The organism is Rathayibacter sp. AY1F8 (assembly GCF_002932165.1).
Classification (GTDB): domain Bacteria; phylum Actinomycetota; class Actinomycetes; order Actinomycetales; family Microbacteriaceae; genus Rathayibacter.
On sequence record NZ_PSVB01000005.1, the window covers coordinates 124331 to 142536 of the forward strand.

The following is an 18206-nucleotide window of genomic DNA, read 5'->3' on the forward strand; positions in this document are numbered from 1 at the left end:
CAGACGACTCCTCATCACGGTGCGACTCCCGCCAGGGCGGGCTTGAACCCCGCTCGCACGTTCTCGCAGCAACCGGGGCGGCAGACGTCGTACCAGGGGCCGAACGCCGTCATCGAGGGCCGGTCCTCGGTCGGCACGCCGTTGACGCGCTCGAGGACCAGGTCGATCAGGCCGGAGACGTAGACCGGGTCCGTGCCGGGGGTCGCGACGCGGAGCGCGACGAGTCCGTGCTCCTCCGAGGTCTCGAGGGCCTCGTTGTCGAGGTCCCACATGACCTCCATGTGGTCGGACACGAAGCCGAGCGGGACGATCAGCAGCGCGCGGCGGCCGCGGGCCGGCAGCTCCGCGATGGCGTCGTTGATGTCCGGCTCGAGCCAGGGCTGGGTGGGCGGGCCGGAGCGCGACTGGTAGACCAGCTGCCAGGGCACGTCCTCGTCCGTGGCGGCGGCCATGACGACCTCGGCGACGGCGAGGTGCTGCGCCTCGTAGGCACCGCCCGGTCCGAACTCGTGCACGTCGACGACGGTGCCGTCGTCGTGGCGCTCGTGAGGTCCGCTGCGCTCGGCGTCGGCCATGGGGATCGAGTGCGTCGAGAACAGCACCTCCACCTCGGACGTGACATCGAGGTCGGGCATCCGCTCGCGCAGCTCGTCGAGCCCGTCGTGGACGGCCTTGACGAACGGCATGACGAAGCCGGGGTGGTCGAAGAACTGGCGCACCTTGTCGATCCGCAGCTCGCCCTCGAGGCCGGTCGCGTCGAGCGCCGCCGCGTAGTCCTCGCGGTACTGCCTGCAGGACGAGAAGGAGGAGTACGCGCTGGTGGCGATGGCGAGCAGGTTGGTGAACCCGCGCTCCTTCGCCTCGGCGACGGCCTCGCTCATGTAGGGCGCCCAGTTGCGGTTGCCCCAGAGCACGGGGAGGTCGATGCCGCGGTTCGCGAGCTCGGCCTCGAGCGCCTTCTTCAACGCGCGGTTCTGCGCGTTGATCGGGCTGACGCCGCCGAAGTGGCGGTAGTGGTGGGCGACCTCCTCGAGGCGCTCCTCCGGGATGCCGCGGCCGCGGGTGACGTTGCGGAGGAACGGGATGACGTCGTCCTGACCCTCCGGCCCGCCGAAGCCGGCGAGGAGGATCGCGTCGTAGGCCACGGGGACCTCGACGTGCTCGGGGCCGGACGCCGCCGCAGGGGTGGCCCCGCGGACGAGGATCGGCTCGCTGGTCGTGTCGCTCATCGGAGCACCTCGGCGATCTGGTCGGCGTCGATGCGCCGTCCTGTGTAGAAGGGGACTTCCTCGCGCACGTGGCGGCGGGCCTCCGTGGCGCGCAGGTCGCGCATGAGGTCGACGAGGTTGACGAGCTCCTCGTCCTCGAGGGCGAGGATCCACTCGTAGTCGCCGAGCGAGAACGAGGCGACCGTGTTGGTCAGGACGGAGCGGAACCGCGAGCCCTGGCGCCCGTGCTGGGCGAGCATCGCGCGGCGCTCCTCCTCGGGGAGGATGTACCACTCGTAGGAGCGGACGAAGGGGTAGACCGTGAGCCAGCGGGCCGGCGCCTTCCCGCGCATGTAGGCGGGGAGGTGGTTCGAGCTGAACTCGGCGTCGCGGTGCACGCCCATCGCGTTCCACGTCGGCAGGAGGCCGACCAGCAGCTCCGTGCGCCGCAGCTCGCGGTAGGCCCGCTGCAGCTCCTCGGGCGCCGGGCCCGTGAGCCACAGCATGATGTCGGCGTCGGCGCGCAGGGCCGAGACGTCGTAGGTGCCGCGGACGGTCACGCCCTCGCCCTCGAGCTGGGCGACGAGGTGCTCGTACTGCTTCACCGCGGGATCCACGGCGTCGCTGGAGAGGGTGAACGGACGTGCGGGATCCCTGCGGAGAACCGCCCAGAGCGTGTATCCCAGGGCCTGATCGGAGTGATCCTGATCGGCGGGGGGCTGCGGCGCCGGAGCGGCGGCGCTCGTGTCGGGGGCGGACTGAACGGGACCCGCCGTGCCGGCGGTCTGATCGGTCATTGATCCATCATCCCTCCGCTCGTGCCGATGCACAAAAGCGGCGGGGGCTCTGGCGCCGGAGGGCCCGGGACGCTAGCGCCCCGGGCCCTCCGGCACTCAGTCCTCGATGATCTGCTTCGCGACGCCCCAGACGACGAGGCCCACGGCGGCGGCGGCGCCGACCGCTCCGGCGATCAGCGCGGAGGGGTTCTGGCGGCGCACCACCTGGAGCTTGCGCTCGATCGTCCGCTGGGCGGTACGCACCTTGCGCGGCACGTTGACCTTGTACTCGATCGCGTCGAGGGTCGCGGCGAGCTCGGAGCGAGCGCGCTCGATGTCGGCCTTCAGCTGGCCGGGCTTCAGCTCCGCCGGGTCGACGAAGCGGGGCGTGGTGCTGCTGACGGATCGCTCAGTTGTCATAGCTGCCCACTCCCTTGAACGCCTGGACGTCCTTCTTGATGCTGTCGATCGAGTCCTGCGGCACCGGCGGCACGGCCTTCTTGATGGTGCGCACGCCGACGAGGGCGAGGATCACGGCCACCAGGAGGAAGGAGACCGTCACGATCAGCGCCGACAGCCAGGCCGGCAGCCAGGAGGCGATGCCGATGATCGCGAAAGCGACGAGCGTCGCCCACGCGGTCAGGAGGAGGAAGGCCGCGACCGCGAACAGGCCGACGGCCAGACCCGCGCTCTTCGCCTTGCCCGCCAGCTCGTTCTTCAGCGAGGCGACCTCGGCCTTGACGAGCTCGATCACGAGGCCGGGCAGGTCGCTGACCAGCTCTCCCAGTGATCGGGCGTTCTTGGGATTGCGTTCGTTCACCACGGGAGCTCCTCGAGGGTGGGACGTGCCGGCCGGCGCGCGCCTGGCACGGCCGGAGGGATGAGCACTAGGCCCTGCTGGTGGAGGTGGACGTCGTCGACCCGCCGGAGCCGGCCGACGCCGCGGCCTCGTCGACCTTCGAGGCCGCCTTGCGGGCGGCGGCCGACGCCTCCGCGTCGCTCGCTCCCTGGGCCTTCCTGCCGCCGGACACGGCCTTGACGACCACCGAGCGCACGACCTCGTACGCCTTGTCCGAGACGCTGCTCAGCTGGGTCTTCGCGGCACCGCCGACGGCGCCCGCGACGTCCTGCACCGGCTGGGTCCGCCAGAAGCGGCCTGCCGCCGAGGCGATCTGCTCGTACCGCTTGCGGCCGGCGCGTGCTCCCAGCACGTACCCGGCTGCGGCTCCTGCCACGAAAAGAATCTTGCCCTTCACGCCTACTCCTCGTCCTGGGTCGCTCTCGCGATCGTCCACGCGGTCGGTGACCACTCGTGCCGGGGCACGCCGCGCGCTCGCGCGGATGCCTGGGCCTAAGAGTAGCCGTCGGCGTCGCGGGCGTCGCTCGGCAGCCCGACTCCTTGACGCACCAGTCGGCGCCGGATAAGGGCGGCCGTCTCGGCGGCGTGCGGGAGCACCGAGGCGAGGCCCGTGCCCGCGATCCAGGTGCCGGTCACGGCGACTCCCTCGATCGGGAGGAGCGCCTCGCGGAACGCCTCCAGGTGCGCGCGGCGGCCCAGCGCCGCGGCGGGCCGGACGTTGGCCCAGCTCACCCGGGCGGAGTCGACGAGCGACGCCGGATCGAGGGCGAGTCCGAGCAGCGTCGAGGCGTCGAGCAGGGCGATCGCCGCCGCCTCGGCATCGGTGCGCCCCTCGAGCGGCGGGCGCTCGCCCGGGCGCCCGTAGGAGAGGCGCAGCACGTGGCGCCCGGGAGGGAGGGAGGCGGCCAGCCAGTCCCACTTCGCGGTCGCGTGCGTGATCGCCTTGGCCGTGACGTCGGTGGCGGTGGGCGCCACGAGCACACCGGAGCCGCGGGGGGCTGCGTCCAGGCGGGCGTCGTCGAGGACCAGGGTCACCAGCGCGACGGAGTCGTGGGGCGCCTCGTCGGCGCGCTCCGCGACGGCGGGAGCGAGGCCGGCGAGCAGCGCCCGGGCGTCGCGCTCCGGGGTCGAGACGATCACCGCTCGGGCGCTCAGAGCGCCGTCGGCGAGGGTCAGGACGAAGTCCCCGTCGGAGCCCTCGAGCCGCTGCACGGAGGCGCCGGTGCGGATCTCGCCGGAGAGGTAGTCGATCCGCTGGACCAGCGCGGCGACCAGGCGGTGCATCCCGCCCTCGAGCCCGCGGACCGCGACTCCGGCCGGGAGGTTCGCGCGGAGGGCGGCCACGGCCCGGGCGAGGGAGCCCGCGCGGGTGAGCGCGCCGTTCAGTCCGGGTGCGGCCAGGTCGACGTCGATGTCGTCCGGCCGGCTCGAGTACACGCCCGAGACGACCGGCGCGACCAGGTCCTCGAGCACGCGCTCGCCCATCCGGGTGCGCACCAGCTCGGCGAGGGAGTGGGCGCGGCCGATGCGCAGCACGGGCATCAGGGTGTCGAGCCAGGCGCGCCAGGCACCGCGGCGGCCGATCGCCCGCACGACGTCGGGGGCGAGCGGCGTGCCGGGGATGCCGAGGATGCCGGCCCGGGGCGACGGCACGGAGCGGCCGTTCGAGAGGTGCAGCCACGAGCCGTGCGTCCGCGGCTCGACGATCGACTCGGCGAGCGGGACGCCGTCGAGGGTCAGCGCGGCGAGCGCCCGCTCGACGTGGCCGCCGCGGGTGGCGAAGCTCTCGGCGCCCGCATCGAGCACGGCTCCGGCCAGCGCGAGCGGGGAGACCGAGCCCCCGACCCGCTCCCCCGCCTCGAGCACCACGACGCGCAGGCCGATGCGCAGGCACTCCGCGGCGGCGGCGAGCCCCGCCACTCCGCCGCCGACGATCGCGACGTCGTACGACGCCGCGTCGCGGGGGCGCTCCTCGCTCACGGCCGCCAGGCGTGCACGAACGCGACGAGGCGCGTGAGCACGTCGGGGTCGGTCTCGGGCGGCACGCCGTGGCCGAGGTTGAGCACATGCGCGGGGGCGCTCAGGCCTCGGCGGAGCACGTCGTCGACGTGGGCCTCGAGGACCTCCCACGGCGCGGTCAGCAGGGCCGGGTCGACGTTGCCCTGCACCGGCACGAAGCCGCCGAGGCGGTGGTTGGCCTCGTCGAGCGGGATCCGGTAGTCGACGCCCACCACGTCGGCGCCGATGCCGTGCATCGCTCCGAGCAGCTCGCCGGTGCCGACGCCGAAGTGCACGATCGGGACGTTGCGGCGCGTCTCCCCGTGGTCGAACGCGAGGTCGCGCACGTGGACGAGGGCGCGCGCGGAGGCGGGAGCGACGTGGGTCGTGTAGTCCGAGAGCGAGAGCGCCCCGGCCCAGGAGTCGAAGAGCTGCGCGGCGCTGGCCCCGGCGAGCACCTGCGCGCGGAGGAAGCGGCCGGTGACCTCGGCGGTCCACTCCATCAGCTGGGCCCAGGCGGCGGGGTCGGCGTGCATCATCGTCCGCGCGCGCAGGTGGTCCTTGGACGGGCCGCCCTCCACCAGGTAGGCGGCCAGGGTGAAGGGAGCGCCGGCGAAGCCGATGAGCGGGGTGTCGCCGAGGCCCGCGACGGTGCGGCGCACGCCCTCGCGGATGGGCTCGAGCGTCTCGTCGAGCACGGACGGGTCGATCGAGGCGAGCTCGGCGACGTCGGCGGCCGTGCGCACCGGCTTCTCGAGCACCGGACCGCGCCCGGGGACGATGTCGACGCCGACGCCCGCGAGCCGCAGCGGGATCACGATGTCGCTGAAGAAGATGGCCGCGTCCACTCCGTGGCGCCGCACCGGCTGCAGGGTGATCTCGCTCGCCAGCGCCGGGTCGAGGCAGGCGTCGAGCATCTTCGTGTCGGTGCGCAGGGCCCGGTACTCCGGGAGGCTGCGGCCGGCCTGGCGCATGAACCAGACGGGCGTCCTCTCGCCCCGCTCGGAGCGGTAGGCGCGCAGGAGCAGCGAGTCGGCCGTGCGGCCGGCGGAGAGGGGGTGCAGCGGATCGAGCAGGCCGTCGGTGGGGGAGGTCACCGCGGCATTATTCCAGGCGCATCCGTGCATTCCTCCCCAGTCCGGGACCCCGCCCCGCAGAGCGCGGGTAGACTGACGTGGTGCTTCTGTGTCTGACGGCGTCGCACAAGAACGCCAGCTTCGATCTCCTCGAGAAGCTCTCCGTCGACTCCTCCGCCGTGACCGCGGCCCTCTCCGAGGGGATCGACTTCGTCTCCGGAGCCGTCGTCGTCGCGACCTGCAACCGCTTCGAGGCCTACCTCGACATCGAGGAGCCGCTGACCGCCGCGCAGGCCGTCGCCGTCGAGGCCGCCACCGCCGCCGTCAGCGCCGCGACCGGCGTCGAGCAGGACGAGCTGCGCGGGAGCGTCGACGTCGTCTCGGGCGACCGGGTGGCCGAGCACCTCTTCGCCGTCTCCAGCGGGCTCGAGTCCGTCGTGGTCGGCGAGGGCGAGATCGCGGGCCAGGTCCGCCGGTCCCTCGAGGAGGCGCGCCGCCTCGGCACCACCTCCTCCGAGCTCGAGCGGCTGTTCCAGCGCGCCTCGCAGACCTCGCGCGGCATCAAGAACCGCACCGGCCTCGGCAGCGCCGGCCGCTCGATCGTGCGCCTCGCGCTCGACCTGGCCGCGAGCCGCGTCACCGACTGGCGGGCCGCCCGCGTCCTCCTCGTCGGCACCGGCAGCTACGCGCGGGCGACCGTCGCGGCCCTGCGCGACCGCGGAGTGGTCGACATCGCCGTGCACTCCCCCTCCGGCCGCGCCGAGGGCTTCGCCGCCCGCCGCTCGCTCCGGCCCATCGCCGCCTCCGATCTCGCGCTCGAGGCGGTCTCGGCCGACATCGTCATCACCTGCACCACGACCCAGGAGCCGGTGCTCGACGCCGCCCTGCTCGCCGCCGGGCGCCTCCAGGGCTTCTCCCGCGAGCGCCAGCTCGTGATCGACCTGGGCCTGCCGCGCAACGTCGCCTCCGACGTCACCTCGGTCGCCGGCGTCGAGCTCCTCGACCTCGAGACGATCAGCCTGCACGCACCTCTCGACGTGCTCGACGCGTCGCAGCAGGCGCGCGCGCTCGTCGACAAGGCGGCCCGGAAGTTCTCGGACGTCGCCGACGAGAAGAGCCTCACTCCGGCCGTCGTCGCCCTGCGCGCCCACGTGTTCGACGCGCTCGACGCCGAGATCGAGCGGGCCCGCTCGCGCGGCGACGAGGACGGCCGCACCGAGCAGGCGCTCCGCCACCTCGCCGGCGTCCTGCTGCACACTCCGAGCGTCCGCGCCCGCGACTACGCGCGCGCCGGAGCCCAGGGGGCCTACCTAACCGGGCTCGAGGCGCTCTTCGGCATCGAGGTCCCGGCCGAGCCCGCCGCCGCCGCCCGCCCCGACGCGGACGCCGCCACCGCGTGAGCCTCCGGCTCCCCTTCGACGCGGAGCCGCTGCGCTCCGCGCCGCTGCTCACCGAGCGCCTGCTCCTGCGTCCCCTCGGACCGGAGGACGCCGAGGACCACGCGCGCTACCAGGGCGACGCCGACGCCGTCCGGTTCCTCCGCTGGCCGGTGCGCACCCCCGAGGAGTCGCGGGCGCACCTGCAGCGCCGCCTCCCCTCGACACGGCTCGCCGCTGACGGCGACGTGGCCGTGCTGGCGATCGTCCCCCGGGAGGGCGTCCTCGCCGGGCGGATGATCGGCGACCTCACGCTCATCGCGACGTCCGTCGAGCAGGAGGCGGTCGAGATCGGCTGGGTGCTGCACCCGGAGGCGCAGGGGCGCGGCTACGCGACCGAGGCCGCCCGGGCGCTGCTCGACCTCGCGTTCGACACCCTCGGCGCGCACCGCGTGATCGCGCAGCTCGACGCTCGGAACACCGCGTCCGCCCGCCTCTGCGAGCGCCTCGGGATGCGCCTCGAGGCGCACCACCGGGAGGACGAGTTCTGCAAGGGCGAGTGGACCTCGACCCTCGTCTTCGCCCTGCTCGCCCGCGAGCGCTGACCGCAGGGCCGGCTGGTCCGCGCCCTCCGGGACGCCGCCGGCCCGTCCGGTCGGCGGCGTCCCGGGAGGAGTGTCAGGCCCCGCGGAGCCCGGTGAAGAGGCACGACTCGAGCTGCTCGAGCGGGATGCGCTCCTGCTTCATCGTGTCGCGGTCGCGGACGGTCACGGCGTCGTCCTCGAGCGAGTCGAAGTCGACGGTCACGCAGTACGGGGTGCCGATCTCGTCCTGGCGGCGGTAGCGGCGGCCGATCGCTCCGGAGTCGTCGAAGTCGACGTTCCAGAGCTGGCGCAGCTGGTCGGCGACGCGGCGCGCGAGCGGCGAGAGGGCCTCGTTGCGCGAAAGCGGCAGCACAGCCACCTTCACCGGCGCCAGGCGCGGGTCGAGGTGCAGCACGGTCCGCGTCTCGACCTTGCCCTTGGCGTTCGGCGGCAGCTCCTGCTCCTCGTAGGCGTCGACGAGGAACGCCATGAGCGCGCGGGTGAGGCCGAACGACGGCTCGATCACGAACGGCACGTAGCGCTCGTTCTTGTTCTGGTCGAAGAACGAGAGGTCCTTGCCCGAGTGCTCGATGTGCGTCTTGAGGTCGTAGTCGGTGCGGTTCGCGACTCCCATCAGCTCGCCCCACTCGCCCGAGGCGAAGCTGAAGCGGTACTCGATGTCGACGGTGCGCTTCGAGTAGTGGGAGAGCTTGTCCTTCGGGTGCTCGTACTGCCGGATGTTCTCGGGGTTCATCCCGAGCCCGACGAACCAGTCCCAGGCGAGCTGCATCCAGGTCTCCTGCCACTCCTCGTCCGTGCCGGGCTCGACGAAGAACTCGAGCTCCATCTGCTCGAACTCGCGGGTGCGGAAGATGAAGTTGCCGGGGGTGATCTCGTTGCGGAACGCCTTGCCGATCTGGCCGATGCCGAAGGGCGGCTTGCGACGGGCGCTCTGCAGCACGTTCGCGAAGTTGGTGAAGATGCCCTGGGCGGTCTCGGGACGCAGGTAGTGCAGACCCGACTCGTCGTCGACGACGCCGAGGTAGGTCTTCATCAGGCCCGAGAACTGCTTGATCTCGGTCCACTGGCCGACCTTGTCGGGGTGCTCCGGGTCCGGGATGTCGGCGAGGCCGTTCACGGGCGGGTGGCCGTTGACCTCCTCGTACTTCTCGAAGAGGTGGTCGGCGCGGTAGCGCTTGTGGGTGATCAGCGACTCGGTCAGCGGGTCCGAGAAGACGCCGACGTGTCCCGAGGCGTGCCAGATCGCCGTGGGCAGGATGACCGCGGAGTCCAGGCCGACGACGTCGCCCCGGCCCTGCACGAAGGTCTTCCACCACTGGCGCTTGATGTTCTCCTTGAACTCCACGCCGAGCGGCCCGTAGTCCCACGCGGACCGGGTGCCCCCGTAGATCTCACCCGAGGGGAAGACGAATCCCCTGTGCTGCGCGAGGGTGATGACTTTGTCGAGGGTGGTGGGTTCTGCCACGGGTTGCTCCTCAGCTGTTCGGGCGCACGGGGCCCCGGCGCGCGCCGGCTGCGCGCGTCCTTCTGGTGTGCCCCCATGGTAGCCGCGGGGGCGCCGCGACGGTCCGCCCGCGGCGGGCATGATGAGCGGATGAGCACCCTCCCGCCGATCATCGTGTCCGCCGTCGCCGTCCTCCGCGACCGGCAGGTCCTGATGGTCACGGCGCGGGGCCGCGACGTCCTCTACCTCCCCGGCGGCAAGGTCGACGAGGGCGAGAGCGGGATCGAGGCGGCGGCCCGCGAGACCCGCGAGGAGCTCGGCGCCGTCGCCCTCGGCCTCGTGCCCCTGTTCACCGTCCGGACCCAGGCGCACGGCGAGCCGGAGGGGCGGGAGGTCCACATGAGCGTCTTCGCCGCCGAGCTCGACCGGGAGGCGAGCCCGAGCGGCGAGATCGACTCGCTGCACTGGGTCGACGGCTCCGATGCGGGCCGCTGCCCGCCCGCCGGGGTCGAGACCCTCCGGCTGCTGCGCGGTCTCGATCTCGTCGACTGACCCTCCGGCGCCGGGCCGACCGCGGGGCGGCTAGCCTCGTGGCGTGGAGACGAGACGGCGTGCACGGGACCGGTCGAGCGCGGAGGAGCCGGACCGGCTCGAGCCGGTCCGGCTGGAGGCGGCCGTGCCGATCCTGCGGATCTTCTCGGTCGCCAAGGCGGGCGAGTTCTACGTCGACTACCTCGGCTTCGAGGTGGACTGGGAGCACCGCGCCGCGCTCGACGCCCCCCTCTACCTGCAGGTGTCGCGCTCGGGGCTCCGCCTGCACCTCAGCGAGCACCACCGCGACGGCAGTCCCGGCGCCGCGGTGCACGTCGCCCTCCGCGGTGTCCGCGAGCTGCACGCCGAGCTCGACGCGAAGGCGTACCCCTACCTCAACCCGCGGATCACCCGCACGCCGTTCGGCTTCGCGCTCGACGTGATCGATCCGTTCGGCAACCAGCTGCGCTTCGCGGAGCCGGCCCCGGTGCCGCGCCTGCCCTGATCGGTGCGCGTGCGGGTGCTTGTACAACCTGAGCGCCGACTGATCAACCGTTCACCGGCCGTCCATGCACTTCGGAGTCCCATCCTTTAGCGTGGCTCCGATGGCTTCACGGGGGACGATCGAGCGGCCGGACACGGCCCGGGCAACGGGACGGCAGCGCCGACCGCGGCTCCGCTTCATGGAGGCCGCACCGCTGGCGACGGGCCTGCTGGGCTCGATCGCGATCCTCCTCGGCTCGCTCGGCGTGGGCTACCTGCCCGCCGGCTCGCCCATCCGCGACTGGCCTCTCGTCGCCTCGATCCGCGCCACGGGCTGGCTCACCGAGTCCAGCGGCGCCCTCGTCGTGGGCGGCGGGATGCTGCTGCTGATCGCGTGGCTCCGCCTGCGCACGGTCGCGCTCGCGGCGGGCCCCGGCTCCGTCCGCACCATCGTGGTGGCGGCCCTCGCCTGGACCGCTCCGCTCCTCGTGACGGTGCCGCTGTTCAGCCACGACATGTTCTCCTACGTGGCGCAGGGTCGCCTGATGACCCAGGGCATCGACCCCTACACCCACGGCGTCGCGACGCTCCCGGGCTGGTTCGACCTCGGCGTCGACCCGCTCTGGGCCGACACGCCCACGCCCTACGGGCCCCTCTACCTCCTGATCGAGCGCACCGCCGTGCAGTTCGCGGGCTACGGCGCACCGGAGCTCTCGATCGCGATGCTCCGCGCCGTGTCGGTCGCGGGCGTGGCCGTCATGGCCGTCTACGCGCTCCGCCTGGCGCGCCTGCGCGGCCTCTCGGTCCCGCTCACCGCCTGGACGATCGTCGCCAACCCGCTGACCCTCGTGCTCTTCGTCGTCGCCGGCCACAACGACTCCGTGATGCTGGCGCTCATCCTCGCGTCGCTCTACTACGCCCAGACCGACCGGCGCATCGCCGCCGTCGTGCTGATGGCCGGAGCGATCGCGATCAAGCCGATCGCCGTGATCGCGCTCCCCGTGCTCGCGCTCCTGTGGCTGCGCCACGACGCGACGTGGCGTGAGCGCACCCGCGGCTGGCTCTGGACGGGCGCCGGAGCGCTCGGCCTCGTGGTCGCCGTCGGGCTGCTCGCGGGCGTCGGGGTCGGCTGGGTCGCGGCGATGGTCGTGCCCGGCTCGATCCTGCACTGGTACGCGCCGATGTCGTTCGTCACGGTCTCGGTCTCCCGCACCGTCGAGTTCACCGGTCACGACCCCGCCGCGGCGATCGCCGTGGTCAAGATCCTCGCGCTCGGGCTCGCCGGCCTGATCGCTGCGCGCCTCATGCTGTCGCGGCGCTCCATCGATCCGCTCGCCCGCCTGTCCGGTGCGCTGCTCGCGTTCGTGACGGCGTCGACCGCCATCCACCCCTGGTACGCCCTCTGGATCCTGCCGATCGCCGCGCTCGCGCGCCCGTGGAGCCGCTCCCACGTGCACCTGGCCGTCTACGCGTCGATCTTCCTCATGTGCGTCACGCTCGCCGAGCCGATCGACGGCGGAGGCGGCACGATGGACCAGATCCCGGCGCGGGTCGCGACGATCGCCGCGATCGCCGTGGTCGGGATGTACGTCCTCCTCGGCTACACGGACGAGGAGCGGGTCGAGGGCCTGCCCCTCGTGCGCGCGCTGCCGTTCGGCTCCGTGATCCTCGCCCGCCTCAGCGGCGGCCGCCTGGTCGACGCCCGGATGGCCGCGACGCGCCTGCGCGACTAGCCGGAGCCGCGGCTCAGGAGTCGGACTCGTCGCTCCGACGGCGAGTGCGGCGGTCGAGCGCGGCCTGCGCCGTCTCGGCGGCCGAGTCCGGGGAGCCGACCGGCCCGGTGGGACCGGCGAGGGTGCTCGAGAGCGACGACAGCCAGCCGGAGTCGTCGCGGCCGGCGTTCAGCGCATCCGAGAAGAGGGGGAGGTCGCCGCGGCTGGCGTGGATCGCGTAGGACTCGCGGGAGAACCCGTTGTCGGGGACGACGGGCGTCCTGCGGGACGCGCGCGTGGCGTCCGGGGCCTGCTCCTGTCGCGAGGCGTCCGACGCCTGCTCCTGGGGGGCCTGCTCCCGGGCGGCCTGCTCCCGGCGGGCGTCGCGCTCGTCGCGCGGGGTGCTGCTGTCGTTGTCCACGGCGGTCCTCCTGCTCTCCGCCCCGAGCGGAGCGACGGACGCCGCGGTGACGGGGCGGCGCCCGGTCAGGCTACCCCTCGTTCAGGGCGTGGCGTCGTCGGTGGCCCCTGATCGTGGCGCGGGGCGCCAGACGACCAGCTCGGTCCGGCGCTGCGCGCGCGTGCCGTGGCGCAGAGTGACCACGTCCCCCTCGAGTCCGGCGGCGAACACGCGGCGGCCCGGCCGGTTGAGGAGCTCGTCGGCGAGGGCCGACTCCAGCTCGCGCACCCGCTGCGAGAGCGACTGCACCTGATTCTCGAGCTGCAGGATGCGCGCGATGCCCTCGAGCGAGACGCCCTCGGAGGAGAGCCGGGCGACCTCGCGCAGCTGCACCACGTCGCGCATCGAGTAGCGGCGCGACTTGCCCGCGGTGCGGGTCGGGCTCACGAGCCCGAGCCGGTCGTACTGCCGCAGGGTCTGCGGGTGCATCCCCGCCAGATCGGCGGCGACGGCGATCGCGAAGACGGGCGTGTTCTCGTCCATGTCTCCTCCTCCGACCGGTCGCGCCGATCCGGTGCTAGTAGCGGGCCTTCTCCAGGATGTCCTCGCGCGGGTCCTCGTCCGGCTCGGCGGCGGCGTAGGCCTCGAGGGCCTCACGGGCGGCGGCGGACAGGTGGCTCGGGACGGCGACCTGCAGGACGGCGAGCAGGTCGCCCGTGCCCTTGGGAGTCGTGACGCCGCGGCCCTTGACGCGCAGGACGCGGCCGCTCGGGGTGCCTGCGGCGACCCGGAGCTTGACGGGCTCGCCGCCGAGGGTCGGCACCTCGATCGTCGCGCCGAAGACCGCCTCGACGAAGGTCACGGGGACCGTCACGCGCAGGTTCAGCCCGTCGCGCTCGAACACCGGATGCTTGCGGACCGAGACGGTGAGCACCAGGTCGCCGGGATCACCGCCGTCCGGGCTGGGGCGGCCCTTGCCGCGGACGCGGATCTTCTGGTCGTCGGCCACGCCGGCCGGGATGCGCACCGAGAGGGTGCGCCCGTCGCCGGTCTGCAGCTGGACGGTGTCACCCCGGGTCGCGGTGCGGAAGTCGATGGTGGTGCTGGCGGTGACGTCGGCGCCCTTCTGCGGGCCGCCGAAGCCGCGGTAGCCGCCGCTGGGCTGGCCGAAGCGGCTGCCTCCGCCGCCGAACATGCCGCCGAGGATGTCCTCGAAGCCGGGCGGCGGGCCCTGCTGGGTGCTGTAGGAGGTGCGCCCGCCCTGGCCGAACATGCCGCCGAAGACGTCGTCGAACCCTCCGGGCTGGCCTCCCGCGGTGAAGCGCGCTCCGCCGCCCATGGCGCGGATCTGGTCGTACTCCTTGCGCTGCTCGGCGTCCGAGAGCACGGTGTACGCCTCGCTGATCTCCTTGAAGCGCGCCTCGGCCTTCGCGTCCCCCGGGTTGGAGTCGGGGTGGAACTGGCGGGCGAGCTTGCGGTAGGTCTTCTTCAGGTCCGCGGCGGAGACGTCCTTGGACACGCCGAGGACCTTGTAGAAGTCCTTGTCGAACCAATCCTGGCTGGCCATGTGCCTCTTCCTGTGTCGAATGCGGCGAGGGACCCCGCCCCGGTCCGGCAGCGTGCTGCCGAGCGGGGCGGGGTCCTCCGCGGTGGTGGTGCCGGTGGCGGAGTCAGTCGGCGGGGACTGCCACGACCACCTTGGCGGCCCGCAGCAGCGAGCCTCCGAGGTCGTAGCCCGCCTCGACGACGTCCGCGACCGTGGAGGTCTCGGCGCCGGGGGTGGGCTGCTGGAAGATCGCCTCGTGGATGTTCGGGTCGAACAGGTCGCCCACGGCGCCGGTCTTCACCAGGCCGAGCTTCTCCACTCCGCCGCGCAGCTTCTGCGCGATGGCCGTGAAGGGCCCGCCCTCGGCGAGGTCGCCGTGCTTCTCGGCGCGGTCGAGGTCGTCGAGCACGGGGAGGATGACCTTCACCGCGTCGCCGATCGCCCGCTCCTTGTCGACCTGGCGGTTGGCCTCGGTTCGCTTGCGGTAGTTCGCGTACTCGGCGGTCACCCGCTGGAGGTCGGCGAGGTGCTCGGCCGCGAGCGTCTCGGCGCTGGACTGTCCCGAGAGGAACGAGAGGTCGGCGTCCGAGAGGCTGGTCTCGACGTCGGGCCCCTCGGCCTCGATGAGGCCCTCCTGGTCCTGGGCGTCCTGCGCTGCCTCGGCTCCCGCCTCGCCGCCGGTGACCGGCTGCTCCTCGGGGAGGTCCTGGGGCTCGTTCTCGGCTGCCATGGCTACTTCGTGTCCTTCGGCTCGTCCTCGTCGATGACCTCGGCGTCGACGATGTCCTCGTCGTCCTTCTTGTCACCGTCGGCCGGAGCGTCCGCGGGGGCGCTCTGCGCGGCCTGGTCCTGGGAGTAGATCGCCTGGCCGATCTTGGTCTGCGAGGCGTTGAGGGCGTCGAACGCGGTCTTGACGGCCGCGTCGTCGTCGCCGGCGAGCGCGGTCTTCAGCGCGTCGACGTCTCCCTGCACCTCGGACTTGACGTCCTCGGGCAGCTTGTCCTCGTTGTCCTTGATCAGCTTGTCGATCGAGTACGCCAGGGTCTCGGCGTTGTTGCGGATCTCGGCGGCCTCGCGGCGGGCCTTGTCCTCGGCGGCGTGCTCCTCGGCCTCGCGGACCATGCGGTCGATGTCGTCCTTGGGCAGCGACGAGCCGCCCGTGATCGTCATCGACTGCTCCTTGCCGGTGCCCTTGTCCTTCGCGGACACGTGGACGATGCCGTTGGCGTCGATGTCGAAGGTGACCTCGACCTGCGGGATGCCGCGCGGGGCCGGCGCGATGCCGGTCAGCTCGAACGTGCCCAGGTTCTTGTTGTCGCGGGTGAACTCGCGCTCGCCCTGGAAGACCTGGATCGCGACGGACGGCTGGTTGTCGTCGGCCGTGGTGAAGGTCTCGGACCTCTTGGTCGGGATCGCGGTGTTGCGCTCGATGAGCTTCGTCATGATCCCGCCCTTGGTCTCGATGCCCAGCGAGAGCGGGGTCACGTCGATCAGGAGGACGTCCTTGCGCTCGCCCTTGAGGACGCCGGCCTGCAGCGCGGCGCCGACGGCGACGACCTCGTCCGGGTTGACGCCCTTGTTGGGCTCCTTGCCGCCGGTGAGCTTCTTGACGAGCTCGGCGACGGCCGGCATGCGGGTCGAGCCGCCGACGAGGACCACGTGAGCGATGTCCTCGACCTTGACGCCCGCCTCGGCGATGACGTCGGTGAAGGGCTTGCGGGTGCGCTCGATCAGGTCGCTGGTGAGCTCCTCGAACTTGGCGCGGGTGAGCGTCTCGTCGAGGTTCGCCGGACCGTTCTCGGTGAGCGAGAGGTAGGGCAGCTGGATGCTGGTCGAGGTGCTCGAGGAGAGCTCCTTCTTCGCCTGCTCCGCGGCCTCCTTGAGGCGCTGGCGAGCGATCTTGTCCTTCGAGACGTCGACGCCGGTCGAGTCCTTGAATCGCTTGACCAGGTGGTCGACGACGCGCTGGTCCCAGTCGTCGCCGCCGAGGCGGTTGTCGCCCGAGGTCGCGCGGACCTGGATGGTCGAGAAGTCGTCGTCCTTGCCCACCTCGAGGAGGGAGACGTCGAACGTTCCGCCGCCCAGGTCGAAGACGAGGATGAGCTCGTCCTCCTTGCCCTTGTCGAGGCCGTAGGCCAGCGCGGCCGCGGTGGGCTCGTTGATGATGCGCAGGACGTTGAGGCCGGCGATCTCGCCGGCGTCCTTGGTCGCCTGGCGCTCGGCGTCGTTGAAGTAGGCCGGGACGGTGATGACCGCGTCGGTCACCTTGTCGCCCAGGTACTGCTCCGCGTCGCGCTTGAGCTTGCCCAGGATGCGGGCCGAGATCTCCTGCGGGGTGTACTTCTTGTCCTCCACGCCGAAGGTCCAGTCGGTGCCCATGTGGCGCTTGACCGACGCGATGGTGCGGTCGACGTTGGTGACGGCCTGGCGCTTCGCGGTCTCGCCGACGAGCACCTCCCCGTCCTTGGTGAACGCCACGACGGACGGCGTTGTGCGGAAGCCCTCGGCGTTGGCGATGACGGTGGGCTCGCCTCCCTCGAGGACGGCCACGACAGAGTTGGTGGTTCCCAGGTCGATGCCTACGGCACGGGACATATGCGTTGTTCTCCTTCGCGATCGGCGTCGCGCGGGCGGCTGCCGGTCAGTTGACGGGTGGTGCGGAATCCTCTGCGGGAGTTGAGCCCCGCACGCTCAAGTTTACGCATCCGTCGTCTCGCGTCAAGTCCGGAGGCGAGAAGTTGAGTCGCATCGGCTCAACTCTCAGACTCGCGGGTCCCGCCGCTTCCGGCCGTTCACCTCCTCCCCCTACGGTGGGCCCATGACGACGCGCACCGGCCGCTGGCCCGTCCTCGCCTGGGGCCTGTGGGACTGGGGCGGATCGGCCTTCAACGCGGTGGTGACCACCTTCGTCTTCACCGTCTACCTGACCACCGACGGGCTCTTCGGCACCTCGAGCGGAGTCTCGGCCGCACTCGGCTGGTCCCTCGCCGCCGCCGGCGTGGTCGTCGCCGTCATCGCGCCGATCACCGGCCGCCGGGCCGACCTCGGCGGGCGCCGCCGGCTCTGGCTGGGGATCCACTCCTCCGTCGTCGTCCTCTGCATCCTGCTGATGTTCCTCGTGCGCCCCGACCCGGCCCTCCTCTGGCTGGGACTCGGACTGCTCGCGGTCGGCACGGTCTTCTTCGAGTTCGCGAGCGTCAACTACAACGCGATGCTCCTCCAGGTCTCGACCCGGGCGACCATCGGCCGCGTCTCCGGTTTCGGCTGGGGCATGGGCTACGTGGGCGGGATCGTCCTGCTGCTGATCGTGTACTTCGGCTTCATCTCGCCCGAGGTCGGGCTCTTCGGAGTGACGGGGGACGACGGCCTCGACGTGCGCGTCTCGATCCTGGTCGCCGGCGTGTGGTTCGCCGTCTTCGCCCTCCCGGTGCTGGTCGCGGTGCCGGAGACGCCGGCGCGCGCGAGCCGGGCGGAGCGCGTCGGGGTGATCGCCTCCTACCGCGCGCTCTTCGCGCAGGTCGCCGGCCTCTGGCGCGAGAGCCGCAGCACCGTGGCCTTCCTCATCGCCAGCGCGGTGTTCCGCGACGGGCTCACCGGGGTCTTCACCTTCGGCGGCGTGCTGGCGCAGGGCACCTTCGGCTTCGACGCCGGCGAGGTGATCCTCTTCGCCATCGCCGCGAACGTCGTGGCCGGAGTGGCGACCATCTCGGTCGGCGCGCTCGACGACCGCATCGGCCCCAAGGCCGTGATCGTCGCCTCGCTCATCGGCCTGGTCGTCTGCGGCACCGCCGTCTTCGTCCTGCACGACGGGGGGAGCACGGTGTTCTGGATCTTCGGCCTGCTGCTGTGCCTGTTCGTCGGCCCGGCGCAGTCGGCGAGCCGCAGCTACCTCGCCCGCCTCATCCCGGAGGGACGCGAGGGCGAGATCTTCGGCCTCTACGCGACCACCGGGCGGGCGGCCTCGTTCCTCGCGCCCGCCGCCTTCGCAGCCGCCGTCTCGATCGCCGCGGCCGTCTCGGGCAGCGGCGAGGCGAACGTGCAGTACTGGGGCATCCTCGGGCTCGTCCTCGTCCTCGCCGTCGGGCTGGTGCTGCTCCTGCCGGTGCGCCGCCCGCCGGCCACCGCCCCCGTCGTGCCGGAGCCGCGGCTCGCTCCGCCCGCCCGCCGGGACTGACGGGGCCCGGACCGCGGA

At 72.6% G+C, this 18206-nt stretch carries 19 protein-coding genes; 6 read left to right on the plus strand and 13 right to left on the minus strand.

Features of this window, described 5'->3' with window-relative positions; genetic code table 11:
* Positions 1–14 precede the first annotated feature (14 nt).
* The 7 genes from C5C35_RS06095 to hemE all read right to left on the minus strand — a co-directional run bounded on the left by C5C35_RS06095 (position 15) and on the right by hemE (position 5968).
* Complete coding sequence (locus C5C35_RS06095) at positions 15–1229, minus strand: ferrochelatase (protein ID WP_104262752.1); 1215 nt, start codon at positions 1227–1229, stop codon at positions 15–17.
* Entirely contained in the window at positions 1226–2005 is a 780-nt protein-coding gene (gene hemQ, locus C5C35_RS06100) for a hydrogen peroxide-dependent heme synthase (RefSeq protein ID WP_104233087.1), read from the minus strand. The genes C5C35_RS06095 and hemQ overlap by 4 nt, the downstream gene beginning before the upstream one ends.
* Positions 2006–2101: 96 nt before the next feature.
* Complete coding sequence (locus C5C35_RS06105; protein ID WP_104222879.1) at positions 2102–2404, minus strand: DUF3618 domain-containing protein; 303 nt, start codon at positions 2402–2404, stop codon at positions 2102–2104.
* Positions 2394–2804, minus strand: coding sequence for a phage holin family protein (locus tag C5C35_RS06110; RefSeq protein WP_258066323.1), 411 nt, complete (start codon positions 2802–2804; stop codon positions 2394–2396). The genes C5C35_RS06105 and C5C35_RS06110 overlap by 11 nt, the downstream gene beginning before the upstream one ends.
* Before the next feature lie 67 nt (positions 2805–2871).
* The gene (locus tag C5C35_RS06115) at positions 2872–3240 is read right to left on the minus strand and encodes a hypothetical protein (RefSeq protein ID WP_146076613.1); all 369 of its coding nucleotides are present in this window, start codon (positions 3238–3240) and stop codon (positions 2872–2874) included.
* A 95-nt stretch (positions 3241–3335) separates the two neighbouring features.
* Complete coding sequence (gene hemG, locus C5C35_RS06120) at positions 3336–4823, minus strand: protoporphyrinogen oxidase (protein ID WP_258066322.1); 1488 nt, start codon at positions 4821–4823, stop codon at positions 3336–3338.
* Positions 4820–5968, minus strand: coding sequence for a uroporphyrinogen decarboxylase (gene hemE, locus C5C35_RS06125; RefSeq protein WP_104255341.1), 1149 nt, complete (start codon positions 5966–5968; stop codon positions 4820–4822). The genes hemG and hemE overlap by 4 nt, the downstream gene beginning before the upstream one ends.
* A 50-nt stretch (positions 5969–6018) precedes the next feature.
* Between hemE and C5C35_RS06130 the strand changes: the two genes are divergently transcribed.
* Both C5C35_RS06130 and C5C35_RS06135 read left to right on the plus strand, forming a co-directional pair.
* Positions 6019–7317: a glutamyl-tRNA reductase gene (locus tag C5C35_RS06130; RefSeq protein WP_104260433.1), complete on the plus strand. Its 1299-nt coding sequence runs from the start codon at positions 6019–6021 to the stop codon at positions 7315–7317.
* A complete protein-coding gene (locus tag C5C35_RS06135; RefSeq protein ID WP_258059379.1) occupies positions 7314–7898 on the plus strand; it encodes a GNAT family N-acetyltransferase in 585 nt (194 codons plus the stop codon). The genes C5C35_RS06130 and C5C35_RS06135 overlap by 4 nt, the downstream gene beginning before the upstream one ends.
* A 73-nt stretch (positions 7899–7971) precedes the next feature.
* Here the strand turns inward: C5C35_RS06135 and C5C35_RS06140 are convergent, their stop codons facing one another.
* The gene (locus C5C35_RS06140) at positions 7972–9363 is read right to left on the minus strand and encodes a glycine--tRNA ligase (RefSeq protein ID WP_104262754.1); all 1392 of its coding nucleotides are present in this window, start codon (positions 9361–9363) and stop codon (positions 7972–7974) included.
* A gap of 129 nt (positions 9364–9492) precedes the next feature.
* Here C5C35_RS06140 and C5C35_RS06145 point away from each other — a divergent pair, with 129 nt between their 5' ends.
* The 3 genes from C5C35_RS06145 (at position 9493) to mptB (ending at position 12089) form a co-directional block, all read left to right on the plus strand.
* On the plus strand, positions 9493–9894 hold the full coding sequence (locus tag C5C35_RS06145) for an NUDIX domain-containing protein (RefSeq protein WP_104262755.1): 402 nt from the start codon (positions 9493–9495) through the stop codon (positions 9892–9894).
* Positions 9895–9937: 43 nt separating this feature from the next.
* Positions 9938–10378, plus strand: a complete 441-nt coding sequence (locus C5C35_RS06150; protein ID WP_208543318.1) for a glyoxalase superfamily protein — start codon at positions 9938–9940, stop codon at positions 10376–10378.
* Between the two features lie 100 nt (positions 10379–10478).
* Positions 10479–12089, plus strand: a complete 1611-nt coding sequence (gene mptB, locus C5C35_RS06155; protein WP_146084570.1) for a polyprenol phosphomannose-dependent alpha 1,6 mannosyltransferase MptB — start codon at positions 10479–10481, stop codon at positions 12087–12089.
* A 13-nt stretch (positions 12090–12102) separates the two neighbouring features.
* Here mptB and C5C35_RS06160 read toward each other — a convergent pair whose 3' ends face one another.
* From C5C35_RS06160 to dnaK, 5 genes are all read right to left on the minus strand, one after another.
* On the minus strand, positions 12103–12489 hold the full coding sequence (locus C5C35_RS06160) for a hypothetical protein (RefSeq protein ID WP_104262757.1): 387 nt from the start codon (positions 12487–12489) through the stop codon (positions 12103–12105).
* A gap of 81 nt (positions 12490–12570) precedes the next feature.
* A complete protein-coding gene (locus C5C35_RS06165; RefSeq protein WP_104262758.1) occupies positions 12571–13011 on the minus strand; it encodes a heat shock protein transcriptional repressor HspR in 441 nt (146 codons plus the stop codon).
* 34 nt (positions 13012–13045) lie between these two features.
* Positions 13046–14035, minus strand: a complete 990-nt coding sequence (locus tag C5C35_RS06170) for a DnaJ C-terminal domain-containing protein (RefSeq protein ID WP_104222888.1) — start codon at positions 14033–14035, stop codon at positions 13046–13048.
* Positions 14036–14138: 103 nt separating this feature from the next.
* Positions 14139–14744, minus strand: a complete 606-nt coding sequence (locus tag C5C35_RS06175) for a nucleotide exchange factor GrpE (protein WP_104262759.1) — start codon at positions 14742–14744, stop codon at positions 14139–14141.
* A gap of 2 nt (positions 14745–14746) precedes the next feature.
* Positions 14747–16609: a molecular chaperone DnaK gene (gene dnaK, locus C5C35_RS06180; protein WP_104222890.1), complete on the minus strand. Its 1863-nt coding sequence runs from the start codon at positions 16607–16609 to the stop codon at positions 14747–14749.
* Positions 16610–16832: 223 nt separating this feature from the next.
* On the opposite strand from dnaK, the gene C5C35_RS06185 reads away from it, so the two are divergent.
* Positions 16833–18188, plus strand: a complete 1356-nt coding sequence (locus tag C5C35_RS06185) for an MFS transporter (RefSeq protein ID WP_104246927.1) — start codon at positions 16833–16835, stop codon at positions 18186–18188.
* The last annotated feature ends 18 nt before the right edge of the window (positions 18189–18206 follow it).